This is a genomic window from Pseudomonas sp. AC247, assembly GCF_979258015.1.
The window spans coordinates 558,942-571,524 of record NZ_OZ409829.1 but is presented as its reverse complement, the minus strand read 5'-3'; the positions used below and the strand labels follow the sequence as shown (position 1 = coordinate 571,524).

Here is a 12,583-nt window from a genome sequence, read left to right as displayed (position 1 = left end):
ACAAAGGCGATGCCCCGCAAGGGACATCGCCTTTTTTGTGCACCACATATCCATGTAGGAGCTGCCGAAGGCTGCGATCTTTTGACTTTTGACTTTTAAAAGCCAGATCAAAAGATCGCAGCCTTCGGCAGCTCCTACAGGGTGGAATGGGTTGGCTGTGGGAAATTTGCTCGTCCTACAAATGCTGGTGATTGAACGGAGTTTTTCCCACAAGTCGCGTCGGTTGTGCCTCGGAAGTGGGGTGGATAGGCTCTGAGGGTCGCTGCAAATTCAGCGAACGGGCGTCGCGGCCCGAGCAGTTCATTCGATTTGATGCATAATCGCCGACCCAAACGGGAGCGCTCAGGTGCTTGTTGTTTGGTTTGATGGTGGCTGTGCGCGGGATACCTTCGGGTATGCCGAGATTGCCGAATGGCTCGGTCCGCGAACCTGCGTACAGCTGCCACCCTTTGTCGCGTCGCGGCGATTGAGAGTGACAGCACCACTCATCATTCGGAGCTTCACCATGATCAAACCAACACCCAATCCGCCCGCAGCGGAAGACACCACCCCTTACGAATTCCCCGGCTCAAAAAGATTCCACGACGCCGCCGAACGCGCCCTCGACCACTACCTCAAACCCAACGCACTCACCCTGCGCTTCCACAAACCCAGCACCATGTTCCAGGTCGCCCCCGATCAAGACAACGAAAGCCTGCTGGTACACGCTTGCGAATCCCTGGCCCAAGCCAGCCTCATGACCAGCGACATCGCCGCCTACATCGAACTGCCGCAGCGACGCACGATTCTGGCGCTCCAGCAAATCATCATGCTCGCCGAACTCGCGGTGAACCGCGCACTGGATAACCACGAACTCCCCACCCAAAACTGACACCGACCTGTAGGAGCTGCCGAAGGCTGCGATCTGTTGATCTGGATTTTTAAAATCAAAAGATCGCAGCCTTCGGCAGCTCCTACATGTGAATCGAGTTCATCCGCCAGAACCAGGTCGGCTGGCAGGCCGTTATCGCGAGCAAGCTTTACTCCTACAAAAGCAAGATCAAAAGATCGCAGCCTTCGGCAGCTCCTACATGTGAATCGAGTTCACCCGCCAGACACAGGTCGGCTGGCAGGCCGTTATCGCGAGCAAGCTTTACTCCTACAAGATCAAAAGATCGCAGCCTTCGGCAGCTCCTACATTTGAATCGAGTTCATCCGCCAGAACCAGGTCGGCTGTCAGGCCGCCATCGCTGGCAAGCCAGCTCACAGGAATTGAGTTCACCCAATAAATTTTCGCATCGCGCCCGCTCTTCACCACTCAACAGGATGAGCGTTAGCTCGGCTGCAGCTCTTGATCTTGATCTTGATCCAAGAGCGACGTCGGAAGGCTGAGCGGAGGGATTGATCCGGGGGTGGGAGCGCAGCGACCGTTTGGCGCAGCCAAACACATCGAGAGGAGGTGCAGCGAAGCAAACCGTAGGCGATGCCCCCCGGATCAATCCCGCAGCGAAGGAACCCCGAGCCCCAGCGAGCGGGCCGCACGTAGGAGCAAGCGTTTTTTTGCTTACTTTTTTGAGGCGTTTGTCAAAAAAGTGAGTCGCCGTCAGGGCGAAACCCTAAGCAGCCGTTACCGAAGAAACGGATATACACACCGAACACCCACAACATGGCCGGCCCAAAGGCCGCCAAGCCCAAAGCGTGCCCCCTGTCAAAACCCTGAACACACAAGCAGAAACATCGCCCACCATTGAAACCACCTAAAGCCTGCCCCATCTAAGACCCATACCCCATTGCGCAGGTGCCCCATGAGCGACCAGCAAGAATTCCCCGATCACCCCGACGACTACACCGAAGCCGAACACATCGAACACACCTCCTCCGGCAAAGGCCTCGCCCTGCCAGGCCAAAACCTGCCGGACAAGGTCTACATCATCCCGATCCACAACCGCCCGTTCTTCCCGGCGCAAGTCCTGCCGGTCATCGTCAACGAAGAACCCTGGGCCGAAACCCTCGACCTCGTCAGCAAATCCGACCACCACTCCCTGGCCCTGTTCTTCATGGACACGCCCCAGGAAGACCCGCGCCACTTCAACACCGGCGCCCTCCCCGAATACGGCACGCTGGTCAAGGTTCACCACGCCAGCCGCGAAAACGGCAAACTGCAATTCGTCGCCCAAGGCCTGAGCCGCGTACGCATCAAAACCTGGCTCAAACACCACCGCCCACCGTACCTGGTCGAAGTCGAATACCCGCACCAGCCGACCGAGCCGACCGATGAGGTCAAGGCCTACGGCATGGCGCTGATCAACGCGATCAAGGAACTGCTGCCGCTCAACCCGCTGTACAGCGAAGAGCTGAAAAACTACCTCAACCGCTTCAGCCCCAACGACCCGTCGCCGCTGACCGACTTCGCCGCCGCCCTGACCTCCGCCACCGGCCCCGAGCTGCAAGAAGTGCTCGACTGCGTGCCGATGCTCAAGCGCATGGAAAAAGTCCTGCCGATGCTGCGCAAGGAAGTCGAAGTCGCGCGCCTGCAAAAAGAGATCTCGGCAGAAGTTAACCGCAAGATCGGCGAGCATCAGCGCGAGTTCTTCCTCAAGGAACAACTCAAGGTCATCCAGCAGGAACTTGGCCTGACCAAGGACGACCGCAGCGCCGACCTCGAACAGTTCGAACAACGTCTCGAAGGCAAAGTCCTGCCTGCGCAGGTGCAGAAGCGTCTCGAAGAGGAAATGAACAAACTGTCGATCCTCGAAACCGGCTCGCCGGAGTACGCGGTCACCCGCAACTACCTCGACTGGGCGACCTCGGTGCCGTGGGGCGTGTATGGCGAGGACAAACTCGACCTCAAGCACGCGCGCAAAATTCTCGACAAACACCACGCCGGCCTTGATGACATCAAGGATCGCATCCTCGAATTCCTCGCCGTCGGTGCTTATAAAGGTGAAATCAGCGGCTCCATCGTGCTGCTGGTCGGCCCGCCGGGCGTTGGTAAAACCAGCGTCGGCAAATCCATCGCCGAATCCCTCGGGCGGCCGTTCTATCGCTTCAGCCTCGGCGGCATGCGCGACGAAGCCGAGATCAAGGGACACCGCCGCACCTACATCGGCGCACAGCCGGGCAAACTCGTGCAGGCGCTGAAGGACGTCGAAGTGATGAACCCGGTGATCATGCTCGACGAGATCGACAAGATGGGCCAGAGCTACCAGGGCGACCCGGCCTCGGCGCTGCTGGAAACCCTCGACCCGGAACAGAACGTCGAATTCCTCGACCATTACCTCGACCTGCGCATGGACTTGTCGAAAGTCCTGTTCGTCTGCACCGCCAACACCCTCGATTCGATTCCCGGCCCACTGCTGGACCGGATGGAAGTGATTCGCCTGTCGGGTTACATCACCGAAGAAAAAGTCGCCATCGCCAAGCGTCACCTGTGGCCGAAATTGCTGGAAAAGGCCGGCGTGTCCAAGGGCAGCCTGAGCATCAGCGACAGCGCGCTCAAGTCCCTGATCGACGGTTACGCCCGTGAAGCCGGCGTGCGCCAGCTGGAAAAACAGATGGGCAAACTGGTGCGCAAAGCGGTGATGAAGCTGATCGACGACCCGAAAGCGGTGATCAAACTCGGGCCGAAAGATTTGGAAGCGTCACTGGGTCATCCGGTGTTCCGCAACGAACAAGTGCTGTCCGGCACCGGTGTGATTACCGGTCTGGCCTGGACCAGCATGGGCGGCGCGACCTTGCCGATCGAAGCGACGCGCATTCACACGCTCAATCGCGGTTTCAAACTCACCGGGCAACTGGGCGATGTGATGAAGGAATCGGCGGAGATCGCCTACAGCTACGTCAGCTCGCACCTGAAACAGTTCGGCGGTGACGCGAAGTTCTTCGACGAAGCCTTCGTCCACCTGCACGTACCCGAAGGCGCCACCCCGAAAGACGGCCCGAGCGCCGGTGTGACCATGGCCAGTGCGCTGCTCTCGCTTGCGCGTAATCAGCCGCCGAAGAAAGGTGTGGCGATGACCGGCGAACTGACGTTGACTGGGCATGTACTGCCGATTGGCGGGGTGCGCGAGAAGGTGATTGCGGCGCGGCGGCAGAAGATCTTCGAGTTGATTTTGCCGGAGCCTAACCGCGGTAACTTCGAAGAGCTGCCGGATTATCTGAAGGAAGGGATCACCGTGCATTTCGCGAAGAAGTTTGCCGATGTGGCGAAGGTGCTTTTCTAAGAAGTCATCATTTAATGACCTTCGTCACGGGCATAGCGATTCCCCGTGATGAAGGTAACAAGTCCGCAGCAGGGCATTAAAACGTAATCTTAATTGCAAATAGTGTTTAAAAACTGACAGAGCTGACAGTACCCAACCCGTACCAGCTCCTTTAACGTTCCTCGGCATGAATTTTAAATTTATGAGAGGAGCAACATCATGAGGGCGCACGAAGCTTGCGACGGACTAAAAGACAAAAAAACATTTATAGCCACGAAAAACGGTAGTCCGCTTTTTGAAACGGACCTTATCACCGTAGATAATCAGAGCACTTACATCATCATCGAAGGTTCCTACAGGCTTGGATTCAGAGAGGGACAATCGATCAGGTTAGTCATCGATCGATCCACACCTGACGGTGAGCAAACGTTTGTGCCCAACCAAAGACTGAGAGAAGTTTTCTATCTCAGCATGGCAGGAAAACACTACGCTAAAGCGGGTACATTCAATTCCACCCTCGACAACATCAACCTGAAATACCGGTTGAATTTCAAACTGACATTTAATACACACGCCGAGGACATTGAAGTTGATCTGGTTATACCGTGATCACATCTAATTTTCCTCGCCGGTAAATCCGCTATCGCTGGCAAGCCAGCTCCCACAATGTTCATTGGTGCTCACCAATCTTGTGTTCAACCAAGAAACCTGTGGGAGCTGCCTTGCCAGCGATGGCATCAGTGCTACAACACTGGACTTGCTGACTGTCACACTTTGTCTCATCTTCAGTTATGCTCGCCGTTCGTCGTGAACGCCCGGAGCCGCTGACCTTATGTCCCCCACTCGCCTGTTTGTCCCCCTCGCCCTCTCGTTGCTGGCCGCTTGCGCCAGCCAACCGAAACATAATGTGACCGTGGAAAAGCAGAGCGAATGCCCGGTGCGGCTGACCAACGGGCAAAACCTGATCGTCATGTTGCCAAGCAATCCAACCACCGGTTATCGCTGGGCCATTCAGGACTCGGCCGGTGGCGTGCTGCGCGCACTGAGCCCCGAGGTGTACAGCAATCCGGAGGACGCCGGTGTGGTCGGCGCGGCCGGACTCTCCACCTGGCGCTTTCAAGCGTTCGCTCCTGGCACCGGGCGTCTGCGTCTGACCTCGCAGCAACCGTGGGCACCGGAAGTGTTGCCGGTGGAGACCTTTGACTGCGCCATTTCGGTGAACTGATCGTGGGCTGGCTGATTCTGGCGCTGATGGGCGCGGTGACCTTTCTTTACGGTGTCAGCACGCACGCAGCGCTGCTTTGTCTGTTGGTCAAACCGTTGCCGGTACTGGCGTTGCTCGGCTGGTTACACGATGCACCGCCCAGCGACTATCGGCGCTGGATCAGCCTCGGCCTGATTTTCTCTCTGCTCGGCGACGTGCTGCTGGCGTGGCCCGGCGATCTGTTTGTGTTCGGGCTCGGCGCGTTTCTGGTCGCGCATCTGGCATATCTCAAGGCCTATTTGAGCGATTGCCGGCGCCTGGCATGGCTGCCACTGCTGCTGGCCGTGGGTGTAGGCGCGGTGCTGCTGGGAATTCTGCTATCCAATGGACTTGGCCCGTTGCTGGTGCCGGTGATCGTCTACGGCACGGCCATCAGCGCCATGCTCTGGCGCGCATTGGCCCGGCTGGGCACCGACGTGCCGAAACGCTCGGCATTGTTGGCGGCCGCCGGTGCGCTGGCGTTTGTTTTTTCCGACAGTGTGATCGGGATCAACCGATTTGTTTCGCCGTTCTCCGCTGCGCCGTACGTGATTATTCTCAGTTATTGGTTGGGACAATGGGGGATTGCAGCGTCAGCGTTCACTCAAAAGCAGCGTGCTGATCACACTTGAACTTCGATAGTACCCGGGACTTATTGCGAAAGGCTCTAAGGAACTGTCAGTTCTGACAGTAGCTCGTATTTTCTTACCTACCTACCATCTCAGTGGCGTTATCTCCCACGAATGTAAACCAAGGAAGAAAATCATGAGTTTGTTCAAAAGCAAAAAATCGAAATCCACCGACCTGATCTTCATCACGGTCAGTGCCGAGATTGAAGCCAAAGTTTCGGGCCGCGTGAAGCTGCAGACGCAGAATGTAGAGTTTCAGGAGCAGGAAGACGGGACGTTAATTGGCTATATCGCTCGACAAAATGTTGACGACCTCTCGCATCGATCCAAAAAAGGCATGACATTCGTTTTTGATAAAAACATTGCGTCGGGTACCTATTCAGTCACAGGCCCGTCATTCCCCTTCCTCGGTAGCTACTATTACGAAGATGCCGCCGCCATCGGCTTCACGACCTCCTACCAATACAAACCGAAGTCCGGCACTTTTACAGTCGAAGTGATCGAGAACAATTCAGACGAAGTGAGCCATCTCATCGAGTTTGACTTCACAGGTACAGACAACAGAAACAAAGAGCTGCATATCGCGGGCAAAGCCGAACTTCGTGTTTTCAAGCACAGCTTCTGATCTCGCGCCGAATAATGAATGATCAAACATCGTTGCTCGTTTGATCATTCATTGGTCTTTTCTGACCGCGTCCTGCAAAAAATACCCGACTCCGCTCCTCACGCTTTATCAGACAACCCAAGCAACCTCGCGCCAGTTTGGCTAAAATGCCGGCCTTTTCCACCGACATCGCCGGACACCGCCGTGAGCAAAGAACCCGATCGCATTTTCGCCAAGCCTCTGGCCCAGGTGCCTGACTTCGCCTTCAACGAGGACGTGGTGCGGGTGTTCCCGGACATGATCAAGCGCTCGGTACCGGGTTACCCGACCATCGTCGAAAACCTCGGCGTACTCGCGGCGCAGTTCGCTCAGCCGCACAGCGTGCTCTACGACCTCGGCTCCTCGCTGGGCGCAGTCACTCAAGCCCTGCGCCGCCACGTGCGCACCGACGGTTGCCGGGTGATCGCGGTGGATAACTCGGCGGCGATGGTTGAGCGCTGCCGCGAATACCTCAACGGTCAGGACTCGATGTTCCAGGAGTTGCTGCCGGTCGAAGTGATCGAAGGCGACATCCTCGCCCTCGACTTCCAGCCCGCCTCGGTGGTGGCGCTGAACTTCACCCTGCAATTCATCGCCCCGGATCAACGCACCGCGTTGCTCTCGCGCATCCGCCAATCGCTGCTGCCGGGTGGCGCGCTGATTCTCTCGGAAAAGCTGCGTTTCAACGATACCGAAGAGCACGCGCTGCTCACTGATCTGCACGTCGCCTTTAAACGCGCCAACGGCTACAGCGAACTGGAAATCGCCCAGAAGCGCAGCGCCATCGAAAACGTCATGAAGCCCGACAGCCTCGAAGAACACCGCGAACGCCTGTTGGCGGCCGGGTTCTCGAAAGTCGTGCCGTGGTTCCAGTGTCTTAACTTTGCCTCGTTGATTGCCTTGCCATGATTGATCTGTCCCCCCTCGCCCGCCGTCTGGCCGGCACGCCGCTGGCTGAATGGGCCAACACCCTGCAGCGTCAACTCGACAACAAAATGGAGAAAGGTCACGGCGACCTGGAGCGCTGGCAAAGTGCGCTGGATGCCTTGCCGAAGATCCAGCCAAGCGAAATCGATTTGCTCAACGGCCTGAAGCTCGACACCGATTGCGACGATGCAACCCGCGCGCAGATGCGTACCGCATTGATGGGCTTGTCGCCGTGGCGCAAGGGGCCGTTCGACTTGTTTGGTGTGCACGTCGACACTGAATGGCGTTCGGACTGGAAGTGGTCACGCGTCGCTCCGCATCTGGACCTTAAGGGCAAACGCATCCTCGATGTCGGCTGCGGTAACGGTTACTACATGTGGCGCATGCTCGGCGCGGGTGCAGACAGTGTGATTGGCGTTGATCCGAACTGGCTGTTCTTTTGCCAGTTCCAGGCAGTACAGCGCTATCTGTCAGAGCCGAATGCCTGGCACCTGCCGTTCCCGTTTGAAGATCTGCCGGCGAATCTGGAAGGTTTCGACACGGTGTTTTCGATGGGCGTGTTCTATCACCGTCGCTCGCCGATCGAACATTTGCTGGCGCTCAAGGACTGCCTGGTCAAGGGTGGCGAACTGGTGCTGGAAACGCTGGTAGTGGAAGGCGACAAGCATCAGGTGCTAGTGCCGGAAGACCGTTATGCGCAGATGCGTAACGTCTGGTTCCTGCCGTCGGTGCCGGCGCTGGAATTGTGGTTGCGGCGTGCGGGGTTTACCGACATTCGTTGCGTGGATGTGAGCACGACAACGGTTGAAGAGCAGCGCGGTACGGAGTGGATGAAGTATCAGTCGTTGAGCGACTTCCTTGATCCCGAAGACCACAGCAAAACCATCGAAGGCCTGCCGGCGCCGATGCGTGCCGTGATCGTCGCCCGTAAATAACCCACAAAAACGCCGCATAACCCTGTAGGAGTGAGCCTGCTCGCGATAGCGGTCTGCCAGTCAATATTGAGGTGATTGGCAGACCGCTATCGCGAGCAGGCTCACTCCTACAGTTTCGCTTTGCGTTTATTCAATGGGTTTCGCGCGGCGGGCTCTAAAAAATTCGGTCAGCACGGCGCCACACTCTTCGGCCAACACCCCACCTTCATACAACACTCGATGGTTGAGAAAGCCCTGGGTAAAGAACTGCCCCTGACTCTGCACAATCCCCGCCTTCGGCTCCAGCGCCCCATACACCACGCGCGCCACCCGCGAATGCACAATCAAGCCCGCGCACATGCTGCACGGTTCCAGCGTCACATACAGCGTGCTGCCCGGCAGCCGATAGTTATCCACCGCCTGCGCGGCCGCACGAATCGCGACCATTTCGGCATGCGCACTCGGGTCGCTGGCACTGATCGGGCAATTAAACCCACGCCCGATAATCTCGCCATCCTGCACCAGTACCGCGCCCACCGGCACTTCGCCGAGCGCTGCACCTTGCGCGGCAAGGGCAAGGGCTTCGCGCATGAAGTCACGGTCGCGGCTGCGGTCGATGATCGCTGCGGGGCGAATCTGGCGCATCACTTCACCTCGATGGCGGCCATCAGGCCGGTTTCCATGTGGTCGATCACATGGCAGTGGAACATCCACACCCCCGGATTATCGGCCACCAGCGCCACTTGCGCGCGCTCGTTCTTGCCCAGCAGATAGGTGTCGGTGAAATACGGAATGACCTTGTGCCGGTTCGACGACAACACTTTAAAGCTCATGCCGTGCAGGTGGATCGGGTGCTGATACTGGGTCATGTTTTTCAATTCGAAAATATAGCTCTGCCCCAGTTTCAGGCTGGCGATTGGCCGATCAGCACACGTCTTGTCGGTGATGTCCCAAGCCTTGCCGTTGATCTGCCACAGGCTCGGCGGCCGACCGTTGTCGACGTCGACCGACACCGATCCGACCCATTCGAAATTGAAGTTGAGTTTCTCGGCATTGGCCAGATCCGGTTCGGCCACCGGGTTGGCCGGCAGGGCTTTCGGCCAGTCCGTCGGCGCGTCGGTATTGGCCACCGAACGCAGCGTGCCCAGACGCACCGGGCCGTTGCGCAGCGATAACTCTTCGCCGGCCGCCGGTGCCTTGATCGCCAGGCAAATACGCATGCCGGGGCCGAGCCAGTATTCCTTGCCCAGCGGCCGTGGCTCGACCGGGTTGCCGTCCAGCGCGTAGATCTTCGCTTCGACGCCGGGGATGTTGATGCGATACGTCAGGGTGTTATCGAGATTGAGCAAGCGCACGCGGGTGATCTGCCCGGCGGGCAATTCGATCACCGGCGTCGGCACTCCATTGATCGTCGAAAGACGCCCCGCCGTACCGCCACGCGCCGCTTCACGCGGGATGCTGAACTCGACGAAATTGCCTTCGTCATCGATGTGCCAGTTCTTCAGGCTCAGGGTCTTTTCGTAGACGAAACCGGTCGGCTCGCGCTCTTCGATGATCAGCGGCCCGACCAGCCCGCGCCCCAACTCTTCGCTGCTGCTGACGTGCGGGTGATACCAGTAGCTGCCGGCATCCGGCACGCGGAATTTGTAATCGAAGTATTCACCGGGAAGCACCGGCAGTTGCGACACGTACGGCACGCCGTCCATCTCCAGCGGCAGACGGATGCCGTGCCAGTGGATGGTGGTCGCCACCGGCAAGTGGTTGATGAAGCGCACCCGCAGCCATTCGCCCTGACGCACACGCAGCTCGGTTCCTGGCGCCGAAGGGCCGAACGCCCAGGCTTCGGTCTTGTGCCCTGGCACCAACTCAACGTCCAGCGGCGCAGCGATCAGCTCGTAGTCATGCCCCGCCTCAGCATCCGCCATCTTGCCCAGCCAGTAACGCGACGCGCCCCCCGCCCCGACACCAACGACAACAAGACCGGCCAGGCCACCGAGGATTTGGCGACGGGTAAAGGACATGAACTCAACTACCTCACGTATCAGCGACAGGCCCGGGGGCCCGTTAAAAGGCGAATACGATACACCTGCAACTGCGAAACAGTAAGGCCGGCGTGGCAATGCGACACAGGTTTGCCACCTGTGCGGGGGCGGTTTCTTACAGGTCCTGTCCTCTTTCGTTACCTTGAAATGGCCTGAGCCCTACAGATTCGTCCCTATGAAAAAGCCATAGTGCTGATCAGTTTTTTATCCCCCATTTCTCAAGGAGCGAGAAGTGAACATTTCTGTAACCCTGCCCCCGTCACTGCTGCCGAACCCGGCGGATGAACAGTCTCTGCAAGCGCTGGTGCTGCCGTTTACCGAGGCTTGTCCCGACTTGCACGACATGGCCCACGAAGCGGCCCAAGGCATTCTCGACCATTACGGCATCAAAGACATTGATCCCGAGGATGTCTGGTGGCATCGCTTCAGCAACACCTCGGTCAGCAGCGACAAGGCCTTTCTGGGGTGGGAGCATTACCCGAAACCTTCGGAATCACTGACGCTGGCGGAGCTGGTGGTCAAACGCTTTCACGCCCACGATCAGGACAATTCCGACCTGCTCGACGGCTATGGCGGTTTCTACAACGTAGGCGCGGACGCGGCGATCTATAACGAGACCAATGAAGTCCGGCTGCGCCCCAGCGAAGTCTTGAAAGACCTCTGGGCGATCAACTTCAGCGAGCTCTACCGAACGAAAATGCAGCAGTTCTGGGCGCTGCACTCAGACGACTTCCGCACGCTGGCCAAACTGAATTTCCTCGCCAAGGCCCTCGATGAACACGATGGCGAGCGGCTGAATAATGAAAATCTGAAGACGCTGATCAAGGCTGTGGCGAGCGATATCGACTGGCCCGTCTCGCGGGCTTATTTGCAAACTGAAGCACCGGTCGCTGAAGGTCTGCGTGTGTGCGCGCTGAATATCGGCGGCTACAGCGCAACGGACATTCTGTGCATCAGCGACAGCAACGGCACGCAGATTCTCTACACTCCCGGTGAACTCGACTGCTTCCATATTCTCGCCAGCGAATCCGATCTGCACTGGTGGCTGCTGATGCAAAACAACCACGCGGAAAATCGCGCACGCTTCATGGCGCATTTTCCGTTGGCGGCCCAGCAACAAGACGACGGCAATATCGGTCTGAATGCCATGATCGACTTGCTTTACTCGACGTGGGGCGCCAGCGATCACCACTTGATCAATCAGAATCCTGCAGCGATCACCGGTGATGCATTCAGTTGGCTGCGCGACTCGGTCAAGGCGCGCATGCACAGCGATGCCGACCTGTCGCTGCATTCCAATGGCGAGTTGCGCAAAAAGATGTGGATCGGCTACCTGAATGCCTTTCTTCGGGTTTTCGGCTCCATGGCCGCCGTGGGCTGGCCCGTTGCGCTGGCAGTGGTCGGTGCGGGGCTGGCCGACATGGGCTTGAACATCGATCAGGCCATCAACGGCACCAGCAAGGCCGATCGCAAGGCCGGAGTGATGGGGGCAATTGCCAGCGGAATCGATGTGCTGTTCAACCTGACTTATCTGCGCGGTGCAGCAGAGGTCGCGGAAGTTGGCGAAGCCAGCGAAACGTTTAACGTGCAGGACGAGTTTAGCGAACCCCTCATCGACGAATCGTCTGCAGATATTGCAGATGTCCCGCCTATTGCGCGTTACGCCCCGGGACCCGCTTATGCGCAACAAGGCGCAGACTTACTGGAGTCTTTCGAGACCAATGAAGTGCTGGACGGATTATCGCCTGTCTCGCGAGAAGGCCAGTATCAGGGGATCTTTCAACCGCCGGGTGGTGGACATTACGTACTGATCAACGACAGTTACTACCTGGTTCGCTTCATCAAAGAGCTCAAGAGCTGGGCGATCATTGATCCAGAAAATCCTTACTCGTTCTATCGCAGTTTGCCGATTCGACTGGATGAAGCTGGCGAATGGTAACCGATCAACCGCCCGGGTCTGATGGGCGGCGGCAAGTGCATCGGACTGTGGCCATGGGGTCGCGT

The 12,583-nt window shown here is 58.0% G+C and carries 11 protein-coding genes; 9 read left to right on the top strand and 2 right to left on the bottom strand.

Translation table 11 applies throughout. From position 1 onward, the window contains the following. The first annotated feature begins 505 nt into the window (after nt 1-505). The 8 genes from ACZZ0B_RS02765 (at nt 506) to cmoB (ending at nt 8,558) form a co-directional block, all read left to right on the top strand. Nucleotides 506-871, top strand: coding sequence for a DUF6124 family protein (locus tag ACZZ0B_RS02765; protein WP_463544325.1), 366 nt, complete (start codon nt 506-508; stop codon nt 869-871). A 913-nt stretch (nt 872-1,784) separates the two neighbouring features. After that, on the top strand, nt 1,785-4,202 hold the full coding sequence (lon, locus tag ACZZ0B_RS02760; protein ID WP_463544324.1) for an endopeptidase La: 2,418 nt from the start codon (nt 1,785-1,787) through the stop codon (nt 4,200-4,202). A 198-nt stretch (nt 4,203-4,400) separates the two neighbouring features. Then, a complete protein-coding gene (locus ACZZ0B_RS02755; protein ID WP_008082492.1) occupies nt 4,401-4,790 on the top strand; it encodes a hypothetical protein in 390 nt (129 codons plus the stop codon). A 223-nt stretch (nt 4,791-5,013) separates the two neighbouring features. Next, nucleotides 5,014-5,406, top strand: coding sequence for a protease inhibitor I42 family protein (locus tag ACZZ0B_RS02750; RefSeq protein ID WP_008082494.1), 393 nt, complete (start codon nt 5,014-5,016; stop codon nt 5,404-5,406). A 2-nt stretch (nt 5,407-5,408) separates the two neighbouring features. Then, a complete protein-coding gene (locus ACZZ0B_RS02745; RefSeq protein ID WP_463544323.1) occupies nt 5,409-6,056 on the top strand; it encodes a lysoplasmalogenase in 648 nt (215 codons plus the stop codon). A gap of 133 nt (nt 6,057-6,189) precedes the next feature. Next, on the top strand, nt 6,190-6,678 hold the full coding sequence (locus tag ACZZ0B_RS02740) for a hypothetical protein (protein WP_463544322.1): 489 nt from the start codon (nt 6,190-6,192) through the stop codon (nt 6,676-6,678). A gap of 183 nt (nt 6,679-6,861) precedes the next feature. Next, nucleotides 6,862-7,605: a carboxy-S-adenosyl-L-methionine synthase CmoA gene (gene cmoA / locus ACZZ0B_RS02735; RefSeq protein WP_440094478.1), complete on the top strand. Its 744-nt coding sequence runs from the start codon at nt 6,862-6,864 to the stop codon at nt 7,603-7,605. Next, nucleotides 7,602-8,558: a tRNA 5-methoxyuridine(34)/uridine 5-oxyacetic acid(34) synthase CmoB gene (gene cmoB / locus ACZZ0B_RS02730; protein WP_463544321.1), complete on the top strand. Its 957-nt coding sequence runs from the start codon at nt 7,602-7,604 to the stop codon at nt 8,556-8,558. Before cmoA ends, cmoB begins: the two co-directional genes overlap by 4 nt. 126 nt (nt 8,559-8,684) lie before the next feature. Here the strand turns inward: cmoB and tadA are convergent, their stop codons facing one another. Together tadA and ACZZ0B_RS02720 are read right to left on the bottom strand one after the other, a co-directional pair. Beyond that, nucleotides 8,685-9,182, bottom strand: a complete 498-nt coding sequence (gene tadA, locus ACZZ0B_RS02725) for a tRNA adenosine(34) deaminase TadA (RefSeq protein WP_463544320.1) — start codon at nt 9,180-9,182, stop codon at nt 8,685-8,687. Continuing rightward, nucleotides 9,182-10,558: a multicopper oxidase family protein gene (locus ACZZ0B_RS02720; protein ID WP_463544319.1), complete on the bottom strand. Its 1,377-nt coding sequence runs from the start codon at nt 10,556-10,558 to the stop codon at nt 9,182-9,184. The genes tadA and ACZZ0B_RS02720 overlap by 1 nt, the downstream gene beginning before the upstream one ends. 253 nt (nt 10,559-10,811) lie before the next feature. Between ACZZ0B_RS02720 and ACZZ0B_RS02715 the strand changes: the two genes are divergently transcribed. Further along, nucleotides 10,812-12,518: a dermonecrotic toxin domain-containing protein gene (locus tag ACZZ0B_RS02715; protein ID WP_463544318.1), complete on the top strand. Its 1,707-nt coding sequence runs from the start codon at nt 10,812-10,814 to the stop codon at nt 12,516-12,518. The last annotated feature ends 65 nt before the right edge of the window (nt 12,519-12,583 follow it).

Bases quoted from the DNA above. Each gene is read 5' to 3' on its own strand.
- ACZZ0B_RS02765 (WP_463544325.1), top strand. From the start codon at position 506: ATGATCAAACCAACACCCAATCCGCCCGCAGCGGAAGACACCACCCCT.
- lon (WP_463544324.1), top strand. From the start codon at position 1,785: ATGAGCGACCAGCAAGAATTCCCCGATCACCCCGACGACTACACCGAA.
- ACZZ0B_RS02755 (WP_008082492.1), top strand. From the start codon at position 4,401: ATGAGGGCGCACGAAGCTTGCGACGGACTAAAAGACAAAAAAACATTT.
- ACZZ0B_RS02750 (WP_008082494.1), top strand. From the start codon at position 5,014: ATGTCCCCCACTCGCCTGTTTGTCCCCCTCGCCCTCTCGTTGCTGGCC.
- ACZZ0B_RS02740 (WP_463544322.1), top strand. From the start codon at position 6,190: ATGAGTTTGTTCAAAAGCAAAAAATCGAAATCCACCGACCTGATCTTC.
- cmoB (WP_463544321.1), top strand. From the start codon at position 7,602: ATGATTGATCTGTCCCCCCTCGCCCGCCGTCTGGCCGGCACGCCGCTG.
- tadA (WP_463544320.1), bottom strand. From the start codon at position 9,182: ATGCGCCAGATTCGCCCCGCAGCGATCATCGACCGCAGCCGCGACCGT.
- ACZZ0B_RS02720 (WP_463544319.1), bottom strand. From the start codon at position 10,558: ATGTCCTTTACCCGTCGCCAAATCCTCGGTGGCCTGGCCGGTCTTGTT.